Source organism: Sinisalibacter aestuarii, from assembly GCF_027923545.1.
Lineage (GTDB): Bacteria > Pseudomonadota > Alphaproteobacteria > Rhodobacterales > Rhodobacteraceae > Sinisalibacter > Sinisalibacter aestuarii.
In genome coordinates, this window is the sequence record NZ_BROH01000001.1 from 297305 (window position 1) to 312791 (window position 15487).

General features: G+C 63.3%; 19 protein-coding genes. 10 read left to right on the forward strand and 9 right to left on the reverse strand.

The genetic code is table 11. From position 1 onward, the window contains the following. Positions 1–14: 14 nt before the first annotated feature. The gene (locus QMG28_RS01525) at positions 15–731 is read right to left on the reverse strand and encodes a ComF family protein (RefSeq protein ID WP_281840398.1); all 717 of its coding nucleotides are present in this window, start codon (positions 729–731) and stop codon (positions 15–17) included. A gap of 29 nt (positions 732–760) precedes the next feature. Here QMG28_RS01525 and QMG28_RS01530 point away from each other — a divergent pair, with 29 nt between their 5' ends. Both QMG28_RS01530 and hemH read left to right on the forward strand, forming a co-directional pair. Continuing rightward, on the forward strand, positions 761–1564 hold the full coding sequence (locus QMG28_RS01530; protein ID WP_281840399.1) for a methyltransferase domain-containing protein: 804 nt from the start codon (positions 761–763) through the stop codon (positions 1562–1564). A gap of 50 nt (positions 1565–1614) precedes the next feature. After that, positions 1615–2661, forward strand: a complete 1047-nt coding sequence (hemH, locus tag QMG28_RS01535) for a ferrochelatase (protein ID WP_281840400.1) — start codon at positions 1615–1617, stop codon at positions 2659–2661. A gap of 8 nt (positions 2662–2669) precedes the next feature. Here hemH and QMG28_RS01540 read toward each other — a convergent pair whose 3' ends face one another. Continuing rightward, complete coding sequence (locus QMG28_RS01540) at positions 2670–3587, reverse strand: hypothetical protein (RefSeq protein ID WP_281840401.1); 918 nt, start codon at positions 3585–3587, stop codon at positions 2670–2672. A 97-nt stretch (positions 3588–3684) separates the two neighbouring features. Between QMG28_RS01540 and hslV the strand changes: the two genes are divergently transcribed. The 5 genes from hslV to QMG28_RS01565 all read left to right on the forward strand — a co-directional run bounded on the left by hslV (position 3685) and on the right by QMG28_RS01565 (position 8326). Continuing rightward, the gene (gene hslV / locus QMG28_RS01545; protein ID WP_281840402.1) at positions 3685–4242 is read left to right on the forward strand and encodes an ATP-dependent protease subunit HslV; all 558 of its coding nucleotides are present in this window, start codon (positions 3685–3687) and stop codon (positions 4240–4242) included. Further along, positions 4239–4580 carry a hypothetical protein gene (locus QMG28_RS01550; protein WP_281840403.1) on the forward strand — a complete coding sequence of 114 codons (342 nt, stop codon included), beginning with the start codon at positions 4239–4241 and terminating at the stop codon, positions 4578–4580. The genes hslV and QMG28_RS01550 overlap by 4 nt, the downstream gene beginning before the upstream one ends. Next, positions 4577–5887 carry an ATP-dependent protease ATPase subunit HslU gene (gene hslU, locus QMG28_RS01555; protein WP_281840404.1) on the forward strand — a complete coding sequence of 437 codons (1311 nt, stop codon included), beginning with the start codon at positions 4577–4579 and terminating at the stop codon, positions 5885–5887. The genes QMG28_RS01550 and hslU overlap by 4 nt, the downstream gene beginning before the upstream one ends. 40 nt (positions 5888–5927) lie before the next feature. Further along, positions 5928–7136: an MFS transporter gene (locus QMG28_RS01560; RefSeq protein ID WP_281840405.1), complete on the forward strand. Its 1209-nt coding sequence runs from the start codon at positions 5928–5930 to the stop codon at positions 7134–7136. An 89-nt stretch (positions 7137–7225) separates the two neighbouring features. Continuing rightward, the gene (locus tag QMG28_RS01565; protein ID WP_281840406.1) at positions 7226–8326 is read left to right on the forward strand and encodes an alpha/beta hydrolase; all 1101 of its coding nucleotides are present in this window, start codon (positions 7226–7228) and stop codon (positions 8324–8326) included. Here QMG28_RS01565 and QMG28_RS01570 read toward each other — a convergent pair. Genes QMG28_RS01570 through QMG28_RS01580 form a run of 3 tightly spaced genes read right to left on the reverse strand, consistent with a single transcriptional unit; the run spans position 8323 to position 10618 of the window. Beyond that, positions 8323–8910 carry a Smr/MutS family protein gene (locus QMG28_RS01570; RefSeq protein WP_281840407.1) on the reverse strand — a complete coding sequence of 196 codons (588 nt, stop codon included), beginning with the start codon at positions 8908–8910 and terminating at the stop codon, positions 8323–8325. The two genes, QMG28_RS01565 and QMG28_RS01570, sit on opposite strands and share 4 nt — an antisense overlap. Positions 8911–8913: 3 nt before the next feature. Continuing rightward, a complete protein-coding gene (gene mltA / locus QMG28_RS01575) occupies positions 8914–9954 on the reverse strand; it encodes a murein transglycosylase A (RefSeq protein ID WP_281840408.1) in 1041 nt (346 codons plus the stop codon). Position 9955: 1 nt separating this feature from the next. Beyond that, a complete protein-coding gene (locus QMG28_RS01580) occupies positions 9956–10618 on the reverse strand; it encodes a Tim44/TimA family putative adaptor protein (RefSeq protein WP_281840409.1) in 663 nt (220 codons plus the stop codon). Between the two features lie 106 nt (positions 10619–10724). Between QMG28_RS01580 and QMG28_RS01585 the strand changes: the two genes are divergently transcribed. Both QMG28_RS01585 and secB read left to right on the forward strand, forming a co-directional pair. Continuing rightward, the gene (locus QMG28_RS01585; protein WP_281840410.1) at positions 10725–11231 is read left to right on the forward strand and encodes an FxsA family protein; all 507 of its coding nucleotides are present in this window, start codon (positions 10725–10727) and stop codon (positions 11229–11231) included. 70 nt (positions 11232–11301) lie between these two features. Next, positions 11302–11802: a protein-export chaperone SecB gene (gene secB, locus QMG28_RS01590; protein ID WP_281840411.1), complete on the forward strand. Its 501-nt coding sequence runs from the start codon at positions 11302–11304 to the stop codon at positions 11800–11802. Here secB and dnaQ read toward each other — a convergent pair. Genes dnaQ through QMG28_RS01610 form a run of 4 tightly spaced genes read right to left on the reverse strand, consistent with a single transcriptional unit; the run spans position 11799 to position 14527 of the window. Then, positions 11799–12497 (reverse strand): DNA polymerase III subunit epsilon, encoded by a 699-nt coding sequence (gene dnaQ, locus QMG28_RS01595; protein WP_281840412.1) that lies wholly within the window; start codon positions 12495–12497, stop codon positions 11799–11801. The genes secB and dnaQ overlap by 4 nt on opposite strands. Beyond that, a complete protein-coding gene (gene coaE, locus QMG28_RS01600) occupies positions 12490–13089 on the reverse strand; it encodes a dephospho-CoA kinase (protein WP_281840413.1) in 600 nt (199 codons plus the stop codon). Before coaE ends, dnaQ begins: the two co-directional genes overlap by 8 nt. Then, positions 13086–13931: a shikimate dehydrogenase family protein gene (locus QMG28_RS01605; protein ID WP_281840414.1), complete on the reverse strand. Its 846-nt coding sequence runs from the start codon at positions 13929–13931 to the stop codon at positions 13086–13088. Before QMG28_RS01605 ends, coaE begins: the two co-directional genes overlap by 4 nt. Continuing rightward, positions 13928–14527 (reverse strand): Maf family protein, encoded by a 600-nt coding sequence (locus QMG28_RS01610; protein WP_281840415.1) that lies wholly within the window; start codon positions 14525–14527, stop codon positions 13928–13930. Before QMG28_RS01610 ends, QMG28_RS01605 begins: the two co-directional genes overlap by 4 nt. A gap of 406 nt (positions 14528–14933) precedes the next feature. Here QMG28_RS01610 and QMG28_RS01615 point away from each other — a divergent pair, with 406 nt between their 5' ends. Continuing rightward, positions 14934–15398, forward strand: a complete 465-nt coding sequence (locus QMG28_RS01615) for a CopD family protein (RefSeq protein WP_281840416.1) — start codon at positions 14934–14936, stop codon at positions 15396–15398. Positions 15399–15487 lie beyond the last annotated feature (89 nt).

Sequence of the window (15487 nt, forward strand, 5' to 3'; positions counted from 1 at the left end):
CCGTTTGGGGCAATCTAGGCATCCTTCACGGTGCGTGCCAGTGCCAGCGTCAAAACGTCTTTCGCGCCCGCGGCATAGCAGGCTTCGGATGCGGCGGCGAAGGTCGCGCCCGAGGTCATCACATCGTCAACCAGCAGCACACGCCGGCCGCGCAGAACCGTGCCGCGCTTCGGATGCGGCCGGATTGCATCGTGCATATTGGCAAAGCGTCCTTCGCGCCCCATGCCTTCCTGCTTTTCGGTGCGGCGCGGACGGATCAGCGCCGTCGGTGCTACATCGAGGCCGGTTTTACGGCCCAGCGCCCGCGCCAGCTCCGCCGCCTGATTATAGCGCCGGGCAAAGATCCGCATCCAATGCGCCGGGATCGGCACCACCAGCATATCGGGCGAGATCAGCTCGCGCCCGGCCCGCGCCATCCAGCCGGCGGCGGGCGGCACCAGGTCCAGCCGGTCCGAAAGCTTGATCTGCAGCACCATCCGGCGGCCATTGCCTGTATAGATCAGCGCCGCGCGGCCCCGCGACCAGGGCCGCGCGGTGGCGATGCAATCGTCGCACAGATCGGCCGCGCCGTCGCTCTCGCCCGGCAGCGGCGCGCCACATGCATCGCAGACATGGCCGGTGATGAAGGGCGTCTCTGCCCAGCATTTGCCACACAACCCGTGATCGTCGGCAATCGGCTCGCCACAGCTTACGCATTGCGGCGGGTAGAGGATGGCAAGGGGCGATTGCATTCCGGCTCCGTCAATTTATGGTCCGCGCCATGGCTGACCTCGTCGATCCCACCCGCCTTGCCCGCATCCGCGCCCGCGCGCGCGACGATGCCATGTTCCTGCAACGGGAAGCGGCGGATGAGGTGCAGGATCGGCTGCAAATGGTTAACAGAACGTTTACGGCACCCGCGATCGTGACGGGTTTCCCCGATCCGTGGCGCGAGGCCTTCCCCGATGCCCTGATCGTGCCCGATACCGACATCCTCGCACTGGAACCCGGCGCCCATGATCTGGTGATCCACGGCCTGTCGCTGCATTGGGCCAACGATCCGGTGACGCAGGTGTTTCAATGCCATCAGGCGCTGCGGCCCGACGGCATGTTTCTTGGCGTCACCTATGCCGGGCAAACACTGAACGAGTTGCGCGCCGTGCTGGCGGAAACCGAGATAGAAATGAAAGGCGGCCTCTCGCCCCGCGTGCTGCCGATGGCCGAGATTCGCGATCTCGGCCATATGCTGCAGATGGCCGGGCTGGCGCTGCCAGTGGCGGATGCGGCGCTGCGCAGGGTGACCTATGCCGATCTGTTCGCCCTCCTGCACGATCTGCGCGCGATGGGGGAAGGCAACGCGCTCAGCGCCCGCGCGGGCCATACGCCACGCGCGTTTTTCACCCGCGCCGCCCGGCGCTACGCCGAAGCCTATGGCGATGACGGGCGCATCCCGGCAACCTTCGAGATGGTCTTTCTCACCGGCTGGGCACCGCATGAAAGCCAGCAGAAACCGCTCAAACCCGGCTCCGCCACCGCGCGGCTGGCCGATGCTCTGAACGCGACCGAGCCCAAATTGTCCGATTGACCCATTCGCCCGGATCGCTATCACGGACCGACCCAGCAAAGAGCCAGGATATGCGCGACACCACACATATGCCCGCCGATCACCCGGACGTGCCCGCCGACAAGGTGGGTGTGCTCATCGCCAATCTCGGAACGCCGGACCATTACGATTACTGGTCGATGCGGCGCTATCTGAACGAATTCCTGTCCGATCCGCGGGTGATCGACCTGCCGCGGTGGAAGTGGCAGCCGATCCTGCAGGGGATCGTCCTGTCGGTCCGGCCATCGCGGTCGGGGGCGAACTACAAGAAGATCTGGAACAACGAGTTGGGCGAGAGCCCGCTGATGACGGTCACCCGGGCGCAGAGCGACAAGCTGCGCGCCGCGCTTGAGGCGCGCTTCGGTAACCGCGTGATGGTCGACTTCGCCATGCGCTACGGCAATCCGTCGACAAAATCGAAGGTCGAGGCGATGGTGAAGGCGGGATGTACCAAGATCCTCTTCTTCCCGCTCTACCCGCAATATTCCTCGACCACGACCGCGACGGCGAACGATACGTTCTTCCGGGCGCTGAGAGGCGGCAAGTTCCAGCCCGCCAGCCGTACCGTGCCACCCTATTTCGACCGTGCGGATTACATCGAGGCGCTGGCCCGGTCGGTCGAGCGGGTTTACCCGACCGAAGCCGAGGCCCCCGATCTGCTGGTCTGCTCCTATCACGGGATGCCGCAACGCTATCTGACCGAGGGCGACCCCTATCATTGCCAATGCCAGAAAACGACACGGCTCCTGCGCGAGCGGCTGGGCTGGGGCGAAGGCCGGGTGGTCAGCACCTTCCAGTCGGTATTCGGCAGGGAGGAATGGCTGAAGCCCTATACGGTCGACGAGGTTGCGCGTCTGGCGCGGGCGGGAACGAAGCGGATCGCGGTGATCGCGCCCGCCTTTTCCGCCGATAATATCGAGACGCTGGAAGAGATCGAGGAAGAGATCCGCGAGAGCTTTATCGAAGCGGGTGGCGAGAGCTTCACCTATCTGCCCTGCCTGAACGACGATCCGGCCCATATCGCGATGCTGGCCGCCGTGGCGCAAGACAATCTGAAAGGCTGGATCGAGGCGGAATAGTCTCTTTTTCAGACCTCCCAGCCGTGGCTTCGGCAGGTCTCGACGATCTGGCTTTCGGCCATCTCCGTATCGGCCTTGATCGCGTTCAGCTGGATGAACCAGTAGAGATAGCGGGCATAAGCGGGGGTGATCTCTTCCGCCATGCGCCAGGCCTCATCCACCCCAAGCGCAGAGACGCGCGGCATCTGGTGGTGAAAATCGGTCTCGCCAAACAGCATCGCCGGCTTGCGGAAGAAGAAACCCGAGAGCGCGGCGGTGGAGTTTTGGGTCACCACCAGATCGCAGATCCGCAGCGCCTCTTCCATGCCGCCCTTCTGCAGCGTCACCCGCGGATCGTCTGCCGCGATCCGCTCCACCGCGGCGATTTCATCCGGCGCATGGCTCTCGCCGGGATGCAGCCCCAGCAGAATGCGGCGCCCGCCGGCCCGTGCCTGCACCTCGCCGATCATCTCAACCGGACTCATCGACTGAAATGAACGGTGATCGAGCAGGCGCCCCTGCAGGGGCACATAGATCAAGCCGCTCCGCTCAGCGTTGAGCGGCTTCTTCCTGAACAGGAACCGGCGCCAGCGATTGAACCATTCCGTGGCGATATCAGTGTCTGTTTCATCCGGATTGAAGTGTTTTTGCGCTACCCGAAACTCCCAGCGTTTCGCCGAGGCCTCGATCCGCCAGAACGGATAATAATAGGCCCGCCGCATCGACAGGGCGCGCGGGTGGAACGGATCCTTCATCAGAAACAGGCTGTAGCCCGGCCGCGCTTCCGACAGCAGCCGTTCGGCATCGGTGTCTTCAGTGAAGCTCACCTCGAAGCCCCGCGCCCCGAACGCCGCACGCACCCGCTTCACAAAGCCAAACGATCCTTCGCGCGCCATCCGGAGCGAGACGGGATCGAGGTAGATGCGCAGGATACGGGGCTCGGGCATGGCCGCACGCTAGCTTTGGCGCGAAAGCGCGGCAAGACCGGTGGTTGTCGTCTTGGGAGCGGAAGGCCATATAGCGGGGAACGGAAATGGAGGCGACATGGCTGAGAGCGAATTTCCCGGCTGGCACGGCACCACGATCATCGGCGTCAAGAAGGGCGGCAAGGTCGTCATTGCAGGCGACGGGCAGGTGAGCCTGGGGCAGACCGTCATCAAGGGCACCGCCCGCAAGGTGCGGCGGCTCACTCCGGGCGGGCACGAGATCGTCGCCGGTTTCGCCGGCTCCACCGCCGATGCCTTCACCCTGCTCGAACGGCTGGAAGCCAAGCTAGAGGTTACCCCCGGCCAGCTTGCCCGCGCCTGCGTCGAGCTGGCAAAGGACTGGCGCACCGATAAATATCTGCAAAAGCTCGAAGCGATGCTGATCGTCACCGATGGCGACGGGCTGTTCGTCGTCACCGGCGCGGGCGACGTGCTGGAACCGGAACATGACGTGACGGCCATCGGCTCCGGCGGCAACTACGCGCTCGCCGCCGCGCGGGCGATCATGGACAGCGACAAATCGGCGGAAGAGATCGCCCGCACCGCGATGGCCATCGCCGCCGATATCTGTGTGTACACCAACGGCAATTTGATCGTGGAGACGATCGAGAAATGAGTTTCTACGAAATGATCGCCGCCGTATTTGGTGGTTCGTTGTTTGGATCATTTCTGGGCCCGTTACTGCTGGAAAATATACGTGAGAAAAGACACAGAAATCGTGTCGTCAAACCTGCCGAACGACTTCTTCTATCTGCTTTCGAGAGTACTGATGCGCCGCTGCTTCGGCTCAAGGACCTTGCCGTCAGGATTGGTCGTAGTGAGCAAGAAACCCGCGAAATCCTTTTAGGTATCGGGGCGGCCGGCGCCATCATGACCGATGGAAACGAGGGTTGGTATCTTCTCTCAAACCCAATTCCATATGTCACAAAGAATATCGACAGGAGCGACAAATGACCGACCTGACCCCGCGCGAGATCGTCTCCGAACTCGACCGTTTCATCATCGGCCAGAAGGAGGCCAAGCGCGCCGTGGCGGTCGCGCTGCGCAACCGCTGGCGGCGCAAGCAGCTCAGCCCCGAGCTGCGCGAAGAGGTCTATCCGAAGAACATCCTGATGATCGGGCCGACCGGTGTGGGCAAGACCGAGATTTCCCGCCGCCTCGCCCGGCTGGCGAAGGCGCCTTTCATCAAGGTCGAGGCGACCAAGTTTACCGAAGTGGGCTATGTGGGCCGCGACGTGGAGCAGATCGTGCGCGATCTGGTGGATGCCGCGATCATCCAGACCCGTGCGCAGATGCGCGAAGACGTGAAGGCCGCCGCCGAAGCCCATGCCGAAGATCGTGTGATCGAGGCCATCGCCGGCAAGGATGCCCGCGAGCAGACCCGCGAGATGTTTCGCAAGAAGCTGCGGGCGGGCGAGCTGGACGACCGCGAAATCGAGCTCGATCTGCAAGACAATTCCGGCGGCGGGATGCCGATGTTCGATATCCCCGGCCAGCCCGGCATGGGTATGGGCGTGGCCTCGCTGGGCGACATTTTCGGCAAGGCGTTTGGCGGGCGCACCGTGCGGCGCAAGCTCATGGTGGCCGACAGCTATGACGTGCTGGTCGCCGAGGAAGCCGACAAGCTGCTCGACGATGAAGCCGTCAACAAGGCCGCGCTGGAAGCGGTGGAGCAGAACGGCATCGTCTTTCTCGACGAGATCGACAAGGTGGCGGCACGCTCCGATGTGCGCGGCGGTGACGTAAGCCGCGAAGGCGTGCAGCGCGACCTCCTGCCGCTGATCGAGGGCACGACGGTAAGCACCAAGCATGGGCCGGTGAAGACCGATCATATCCTGTTCATCGCCTCCGGCGCCTTCCACATCGCCAAACCGTCCGACCTGTTGCCGGAGCTTCAGGGCCGGTTGCCGATCCGGGTCGAACTCGATGCACTGACCGAACAGGATTTCGTGCGCATCCTCACCGAGACCGACAATGCGCTCACCCTGCAATACACCGCGCTGATGGGCACCGAAGAGGTGCATGTGAGCTTCACCGAAGACGGCATCGCCGCCATCGCGCGGATTGCCGCCGAGGTGAACCGCAGCGTCGAGAATATCGGCGCGCGGCGGCTCTACACGGTGATGGAACGGGTATTCGAAGAGCTGAGCTTCGTCGCGCCCGACAAGTCCGGCGATGCGATCACGGTCGACAAGGGCTATGTCGAGGCGAACCTTGGCGCACTGATGAAATCCTCCGATATCAGCCGCTACATGCTCTGAATCCGCTTTCCTTTTTCCGCCAAAGGCGCGAAGGGGGGCTATGAGTTTCGTCGCCTTCCTTCGTGTCAACGCGGCCTGGCTGACCGCCGGGTTCCTGCTCACCTTCACGTCAAGCTTCGGGCAGACCTTTTTCATCTCGATCTTCGCCGGCGAGATCCGCGAAACATTTGGGCTGAGCCACGGCCAATGGGGCGGGCTTTATACGATCGCCACAACAGGCTCCGCCGTGCTGATGGTCTGGTCCGGTGTGCTGACCGACCGCTACCGCGTGCGCAGTCTTGGTGCCGTGGTGCTGAGCGGGCTGGCGCTTGCGGCCCTGGCCATGGCGCTGGTGCCGAATGCCTGGCTGCTCGTTGTCGTGATCTTCGCGCTCAGATTCACCGGGCAGGGGATGACGAACCATCTGGCCGTGGTCGCCATGGCACGCTGGTTTACCGCCACGCGCGGCAAGGCCCTCGCCATCGCCCGGCTTGGCTTCACGCTTGGCGAGGCCCTGCTGCCGATGGCTTTCGTCGCCCTTCTGGCATTGTATGACTGGCGCTGGCTCTGGGTCATTGCCGCAGGGGCGGCCGTGCTGGCGATTCCGCTTCTGTCGTTGCTCCTGCAACGCGAGCGTATCCCCAGCGAAATGAGCGCCTCGTCGGACGCGACCGGAATGCAGGGGCGGCACTGGACGCGCGGCGAGGTGCTGCGTCATCCGCTGTTCTGGTTCGTCGTGCCGCTTCTGATCGGGCCGCCCGCCTTCGGCACGGCGCTGTTTTTCCACCAGGTCCATCTGGCCGAGGTGAAGGGCTGGCCACTGCTGCAATATGTGGCGCTCTTCCCGGTCTATTCGGGCGTCAGCCTGGTCTTCATGCTGATCAGCGGCTGGGCGGTGGACCGGTTCGGAACCGCGCGGCTGATGCCGTGGATTTTGCTGCCGATGGCCATCGGGTTCTTCCTGATGGGCCGCGCCGATACGCTGGCCGCCGCCGCCCTGGCTTTTGCCCTGCTCGGCATAACCTCCGGCTCGACGGGCACCGTTCCCTCGGCGTTCTGGGCCGAATTCTACGGCACCCGCCATATCGGCTCGATCAAGGCGCTTGCCTCGGCGCTCATGGTGTTCGGCTCTGCCATCGGCCCGGGCCTTACCGGGTTGCTGATCGACCTCGGCTTTCCCTTTCCCGCGCAGATGATGGCAATCTCGGTCTACTTCATCGCGGCCGCCGGGCTGATTGCCTTCGGGGTGCGCTCGATCTCGGCAAATTGATGCGCAGCGAGGGCCTTTGCCCATGAATCCTCTGGCGCGAGGGCGGATTCAGGCGTAGCGCTGCGAAAAAACATCGGGCAGTGACTCACATGGATCGTCGCGTATTTCTCACCCTCACCTCCACGCTTGCCCTCTCGGCCTGCGCCGGGCGCGCGCGCATGGTGTCTATCGACGAGGTCAACCGCGCGGGCAGCACCGTGGTGCCGATCCTCGTGGTCTCAAGCCGCAACGTGAAGGAGGATGGTTCGCTCGGCTCCGCCCGGGGCGAGGGGCTGGCCTTTGGCCGCTACGATGTGAGCGTGCCGCCGAACCGCAAGGCGGGCACGGTTAACCTGCCACGCCTCGGCGCCAATCCGCGCAAGCATTTCGCCACGATCAACAACGAGATTTTCCCCTCGGAATCCACCTTCCGCAGCCAGCTCAAGGCCCAGCTCCTCAGCCGCCCGGCAGGCCGGCGCAACGCGGTGGTCTTCGTTCATGGCTACAATACCGGCTATGAAGACGGGCTGTTCCGCTTCGCACAATTCTACACCGATGTCGGCCTCGACGATGTGCCGGTGCATTATTCCTGGCCCAGCGCCGAGAAGCTTCTGCGCTACGGCTATGACCGCGATTCGATGCTCTATGCCCGCGACGGGTTCGAGGCGATGTTGCGCAGCGTGATCGCGGCGGGGGCCGAGCGCGTGCTGATCGTCGGCCATTCGATGGGCTCTATGCTGATCATGGAATCGCTGCGCGAGATCGCGATTGGCGGCAATGCCGGGCTTCGGTCGCGGATCGGCGGGGTGATCCTCGTCTCGCCCGATATCGACATCGACGTGTTCCGTTCGCAGGTGCGCCGGATCGGAGCGCTGCCGAAACCCTTCGTGATCTTCTCGTCGAAGCGCGACCGGGTGCTGGAATTCGCGGCCAACGAAATCTACGGCAACGACCGCGTTGGCGCCCTGCAGCTCGATGGCGAGTTGTCGGACCTCGACGTGAATGTGATCGACGTGACCGAGTATTCAAAAGGCGTGCTCAACCACTCGACGGCGATCACCTCACCCGCCTTCCTCAAGATCATCGGCAATATGCAAACCTTCACCGGCAGCTTTGACAGCGGCATCCGCGCCGTGCGCGACGAGTTTCCCGATGCGATCATCGCGGTGGACGATGCCGACCACATGCAGGTGGGCGCCGTTCCGTTCTAACGCGCGCGGCGCAGGTAGACGTAGTAGGCGCCCTGACCGCCATGGCGGATATGCGCCTCGGCGACTTGCAGGATATGCGGCTTCAGCGGCGGCGTGTGCAGCCAATGCGGCACCTGGTGGCGCAACACGCCGTGGCGCTCCGGTATCGGTCCGTGGTCGGGCTTCGATTTTCCCTTGCCGGTGATCACCAGAACCAGCCGGTGCCCCTGCGCCACCGCATCGAGAATGAAGCCGGTCAGCGCCGGATGGGCCTGGGCGATGGTCAGCCCGTGCAGGTCGATCCGCGCATCGGGCGTAATCCGCCCCTTTTTCAGCTTGGTGAACCGCTTTCGGTCCATCGAGAGCGGCTGGTTCGCCAGGTGATCGGAGATGCCCGGCGCCAGATCATGCAACGGCGGGGCCGGTTTGGCGGTTTCTCCAAGCCGAAACCGCGGCACCGGAACCTTTGGCGATTTCGGCTGCGCAAGCACCGATGTTTCCACGCCCGGCAGGCGCTTCGGATGCAGCGGGTCCGCCTTTTCAATCACCTTCTTCCACAGCTCCGCCTCCTCCGGGCGAAGGTTGCGTGGTTTGCGGCGGGGCATGGCTCAACCCTCCGGCTTCAGCGCATAGGCCTGCTGGATCGGCAGCAGGGTAACCATGCGGCCCGGATCGCGGATCTGCCCCGCCAGCCGCCCGGCCTCGTCGCCGGTGCCGAAAAAGATATCGGCCCGCTGCGCCCCCTTGATCCGCGAGCCGGTATCCTGTGCGATCATCAGCCGGTTGAACGGTTCCGCACCGTCTTTCTCCAGCCAGACCGGCGCGCCGAGGGGGGTATATTCGGGATCGACCGCCAGCGTGCGATGCGCGGTGATCGAGCGGTTCATCGCGCCGAGCGGCCCGCGATCCGCCGGCACATGCCCGACTTCGCGAAAGAACACGTATGACGGGTTGTGCAGCAACAGATCGGCGCCTTCCTGCGGATTGCGCCGCACCCAGGCACGGATCACCGGCGCCGAAACCTGGTGCGGCGAGTAGATGCCCCGCCGCACAAGCTCGTCGCCAAGCGAGCGGTAGCGATGACCATTCGATCCCGCATAGCCCAGCCGGATCGCCGACCCGTCGCGCAGCCGGATACGGCCCGAACCCTGGATCTGCAAAAACTGCAATTCCACGGGGTCTTCCACCCAGGCGATTTCCAGTCCGCGCCCGTTGAGGATGCCGCCCGTTTCGATCTCTTCCCGTGTGAACCAGAGCGCGCCCGAAGACAGTTCCGGCGGCTTGCGGTAGACGGGGATATTGAACCGCGCCGTCGGGCGGCGCGCGCCAAGGATTTCGGGCTCGTAATAGGCGGTGAACAGCGGCACTGCGCTGTCTTCGATCAGGACCGGGCGGAAGAAAAGCTCAAAGAACTGTTTCGCCGGGCCGCTATGGGCCTGGGCGAGATTGCAGATCGGGCGCCACTGGGCATCGTCGAGGATCCGGCAGGTTTCCAGAAACACCTCAAGCGCGGCGGCATGATCGTCCTCTTCCCAGCCATCAAGCTCATCGAAGGCAAGGATCGTGACATCGGCTTCGTCAAGCCCGGCTGCGGCGGGGCTGGCCGCAGCCAGCAGCCCCGCGAGCACCAAAGCCACGAGGCCGCGCATGTCACTCGCCCGTGGCGACGAGCTGCCAGTTCGGGTTGTCCGACCCCATGATGCGGGCAAACGTCCAGCTGTCTTTCTGGCGCTTCACTTCCTTGGGATTGCCCTCGACGATCTCACCCGATTTGTCGCGCACCACCGAGGTCAACTCGCCGATGAAGCGTACCGTGATTTCGCCTTCGCGGGTGGTCGTGTCAAACTCGGCATCCACAAGCTTCAGCTCGCGCATGCCGACGAATTCGGCGTCGATGGTCAGGCCCTGCGCATTGCGCGCTTCGACCACGGAGGCAAAGCTCTCGTAAACGTCATCCGACAGGAACGGCCGGATCTTCGCCATGTCGCCCGCCTCGAAGGCCATAAGGATCATCTCGTAGGCACCGCGCGCGCCGCCGAGGAATTCGCCCACGTTGAACGAAGGCTCAGCCGCCTTCATCGCGGCAAGGGCGGCGGCGGCGGAACTGCCTTCGTCGACGTGATCGGTAATATCGGCATCCGGGCCGCCTTCGATTACTTCGAACCTGTTGCGGCGCGCATCCCGTTCGCCGGCCTGGCGGGTCACCACCGGTTTTTCAAACCCCTCCCGCGTGCCCAGCACGTCGCGCAGGCGCAGGATGAGGAAAATCGCGATGGCGGCGAGCACCAGCAGCTGAATGATCGGGGATGACATATATACCTCTTTCGCGGGCGCCGTTTGAAAACGGGCGTGGACGGCACATATGTAGGCAAGCGGTGGGGTCAAGTCTACCTCGCCGGACCCGTCTCAAGAGGTTGTCATGCCGCTTCTTTTGCTCTTCATCGCGATTCCGCTGATCGAAATCGCTCTTTTCATCCAGGTCGGCGGTGCGATCGGGCTTGGCTGGACGCTGGCAATCGTGCTCGGCACAGCCGTGCTCGGCTCCTGGATGGTGCGTCGGCAGGGCGCCATGGCGCTTGACAGTCTCCGGCGCTCCTTCAGCGCCCTGAACGATCCGACCGAGCCGCTGGCCCATGGTGCGATGATCCTCTTTTCCGGCGCCCTTCTGCTTACGCCGGGGTTTTTCACCGATGCGCTGGGCTTTGCCCTGCTGCTTCCGCCAGTGCGCGCCTGGGTGTTTCGCAAGCTGAGCCAGCGGGTGAAAGTTCAGAGTTTCACGATGGGGCAGCAGACCGATACCCGCTATGCCGATCCGTTCCGCGAAGAGCGCGGCGACGTGATCGACGGCGAGTTCGAAGAAGTCACGCCCGACAAACGCCCGACGCACCAGCCGCCGCGCGGCCCTTCCGGCTGGACAAAACACTGACGACCACGGCGTTGAGGCGGGCAGCCTGACCTGTTAAGGACGATGCGAGTCCGTGAACCAGGAGACAAACATGGCCGACGAAGCCACTACCCCAGAAGCCGCAGCGGAGCAGCCGCAGGTCAAGATGCAGGTGCTGGGCCAATTCATCCGCGATATGTCGTTTGAAAACATCCTCGCGCAGAAGGGCGCGAAAGGTGAGGTCAAACCCGAGCTGAAGGTGGAGGTTGCGCTGGATGCGAAAAAGCGCAGCACCGAGAACCAGTATGAGGTGGTGACCAAGTTCAAGGTCCAGTCGCAGAATGCCGGCACGGCAGAGCCGCTGTTCCTGCTGGAGCTCGACTATGCCGGGATCTTCCATATCGAGAATATCCCCGAAGCCCAGCTTCACCCCTTTCTGCTGATCGAATGCCCCCGGATGCTGTTCCCCTTCGTGCGCCGCATCGTCTCGGATGTGACGCGCGACGGTGGTTTCCCGCCGGTGAACCTCGACTCGGTGGATTTCGTGTCGCTCTACCGGCAGGAGCTCGCGCGCCGCACCGCCGCCGAGCAGGCCGCCGCCCCGACGAACTAAGCGTTCAGCTTTTTCCAAAGCGCGCCGTCGCCCATCGCCTCGACAAAGGCCGTATGGGCGGCGGCCTCTTCTTGCGTGATCCGCGGCGCCAGCGGCGCGGGCCGGGCGCGCGGCCGCCATTCGGTCGTATCCGTCCCGCCACTGGGCGTGGATTGCCGCGTCGGCGCAAGCACCAGGTCGGGCTGGCGGCCGCCGATCAGCTCCAGATAGACTTCGGCCAGGATTTCACTGTCGAGCAGCGCGCCGTGCAGGGTGCGGTGCGAATTGTCGATCCCGAAGCGGCGGCAAAGCGCGTCCAGCGAAGCGGGCGAACCGGGGAATTTCTTTCGGGCGATATCCAGTGTGTCGATCGCGCGCACCATGGGAATGGCGGGCAGATTGCACCAGCCAAGCTCGGCATTGAGAAAGGGCACGTCGAACTTCGCGTTATGGATCACCAGCGCCGCATCGCCGATGAAATCGAGAAAATCCCGGGCGATATCCTGAAACACCGGAAAGTCGCGCAGAAATTCTTCCGACAACCCATGCACTTCGAAGGCCGATTGCGGCATATCGCGCTTGGGATTGATGTATTGATGATAGGTCCGGCCCGTCGGCATGTGGTTGATCAGCTCGACACCGCCGATCTCGACCATACGGTCGCCCGTCTTGGGATCGAATCCGGTGGTTTCCGTGTCGAGCACGATCTCACGCATGGGCCAGCCTCTTTCGGATATCTGCCAGCACAGACTGCACGCCCGCGCGGGCGGCTTCAAGGGTAACACTCTCGATCACGTAATCGGCGCGGGCGCGTTTTTCGGCATCGGGCATCTGTTTGGCCCGGATCGCCTCGAAGGTTTCCGGGTCCATCGTGCCCCGCTCGATCACCCGTTGCCGCTGAAGCTCTTCCGCGGCGGACACGACGACAATGGCATCGACGGTCTTTTCAGCCCCGGTCTCAAACAGGAGCGGCACGTCGACAAGGGCAATATCCGTCTCTAACCCGGCCAGAAACGCTGCACGATCCTGAGCCACCAAAGGATGTACAATAGCCTCGATCCGGCTCAAAGCGGTGGCGTCACGCGCCATCCACGCCTTAAGCGCAGCGCGGTCCACCGCTCCGTTGACGATGGCCTCCGGGCAGACCGCCGCGAGCGGCGCAACGGCTGCACCACCTTGGGCATAGAGCCGGTGAACCGCCGCATCCGCATCCCAGACCGGCACGCCTTCTTCGGCGAACATGTTCGCCGTTGTCGTCTTGCCCATGCCGATTGAGCCGGTCAGGCCGATGACGAAGGGGCGCGTCACGAAGAATATGCCCCGGTCGCCACGGCGCGCGCGGTTTGATCGACCTCCGGCCGGCGCCCATACCAACGCTCAAAGGCGGGCGCGGCCTGATAAAGCACCATGCCGATCCCGTCGACCGGATAGCAGCCCATCTGCATCGCAACGCGCATCAGGCGCGTGATTTCCGGCGCAATGGCCAGATCGCTCACCACTGCGCCGCGCGTCAGCCCGTCCAGCGGCACACGGAAATCCTGCTGCCCGGGCGAGCCGAGCGGGGTGGCGTTCACGATGGTCATCGCGCCTTCCACGATATTGCCGCCCTTCACCCAATCGGTGACCACGATCCGCGTGCCGAACTCGGCGCGCAGCGCCTCGGCGCGGGGGCGGGTGCGGTTGGCGATCCGGATCTCCTCGACGCCCACTTCAAGCAGCGCCGCCACAACCTCGCGCGCGGCCCGGCCCGCTCCGAACACCGCCGCCGGGCCGGATTTCGGGTTCCATCCCTGCGCCCCCTGGCGGATGTTTTCGATAAAACCGTACCCATCGGTGTTATCGGCGTGAATCTTGCCGTCCTTGCGGAAGATGATGGTATTCGCGCCCGACATCAGCGCCGCCCGGTCGGTAATGATATCGGCATGGTCGAGTACGAGGCGCTGGAACGGACGGGTGATGTTGAGCCCGACGAAGCCCGCGCGGGGCAGCACGCGGATGACCTCACCCAGATCGTCGGCACTGATTGTCAGCGGAACATATCGGCCGGGCAGCCCGCTGGCGGACAGCCAATGATCGTAGATGGCGGTAACGGCGCTCTGGTGATCGGCGGACTGAACGACGCCGGCAAGGGGGATCGGTGTGCTTGTCATATTCGAACGTGACCTTTCACGATCAGGTATGACAGGAGCTCGGTCAGCGGCAAACCCAGAACATGGAAGTAATCGCCGTCGATGAGCGAGAACAGGCGCACGCCTTCTTCTTCCAGCTTATATGCGCCGACGGCGTGACGAATACTGTCCCAGTTGCGGGCGACGTAATCGTCAATGTACCCGGCAGACAGATCGCGCATCGTCAGACGCACCACACCGACATGCCGCCAGACCGGCTCGCCGTGTTCATAGATCACCGCAGCCGAGAGCAACCGATGGGTCTGGCCGGAGAGAGCGGCAAGCTGATCGCGTGCCTCACCTTCCGATTGCGGTTTTGACAGGATATCGCCGGCCAGCTCCGCCACCTGATCGCAGCCCAGAACAATAGCCTCCGGGTTTGCGTTGGAAACGCGGCGGGCCTTGTATTCGGCAAGGGCATCGGCAACGTCGCGCGGCGTTGCCTCCTCGGCTTCGAGCGAAACGCGGATCGCGTCTTCGTCGATCCGCGCCGGGATCACCTCGATCTCCAGCCCCGCGTTGCGCAGCAGCGCCGCGCGGATCTGAGAGCCTGATGCGAGGATGAAGCGTTTGGACATGTGAACAGACCTGTGGATTTTTCCGGTGTGTTCCGCGGGATCGCCTGGGCGCTGTTTCGGCCTCGCGGGCAGTGGTGGAACATCCGGCATGATACCGGGCTGGCCGTAAGAGAAAAGTCCACATGTGGAGTTTCAGGCGACGGTTTCAGACGCCACGTGGAGCATCTTGCTTTTCCAACAGGTTTTCCCTTCTATAAAATTAGATAACCACCTGATAAATATTGATAAATTATATGATTCCCCAGCCTCTGCAGACCTTATCCACAAGCTCGTCAGACTGAGGATATCCTGTGAACCATCCGGTAATCCCCGACACGCACAGGCCCTACAAATACATCATCTCTTTCTTTCTTCTTTTCTTTATTTAAGAAGGGTCCGTCCCCGCTGGGCAAGGAAAGGAAAGATCATGTCAGGGTTCCTGGCCGACATATATTTTTGGACCAAGTCACTGCATGTGATCTCCGTTATCACCTGGATGGCCGGGATCTTCTACCTGCCGCGGCTCTACGTGTATCACGTCGAAGGCTATGAAAAGCGCGGGGTGGAACGCGGCAGCGAGATGGATCTGCTGTTTCAAAGGCAGGAACGTCTGCTCCTGAAAGCGATCATGAATCCCTCGCTGATCGCAACATGGATTTTCGGCCTCGCGCTGGTCTTCACCCCGGGGATCATCGACTGGTCGCTGATCTGGCCCTGGGCGAAGGGGCTCTCGGTTATCCTGATGACGTGGTTTCACATGTGGCTTGCGGTGCGGCGCAAGGATTTCGTAAACGGGACGAATACGCTGCCGGGCCGGCGCTACCGGATCATGAACGAGTTTCCAACGATCCTGATGCTGATCATCGTCTTCTCGGTCATCATGAAATTCTGAGCGAGATTGACTCCGCCCCCACGCGGCTCTATCTAGCGCGGCAAGCGGGCCGTCCGGCCCAGGCTGTTTCCCACGACCAGACAGGACCG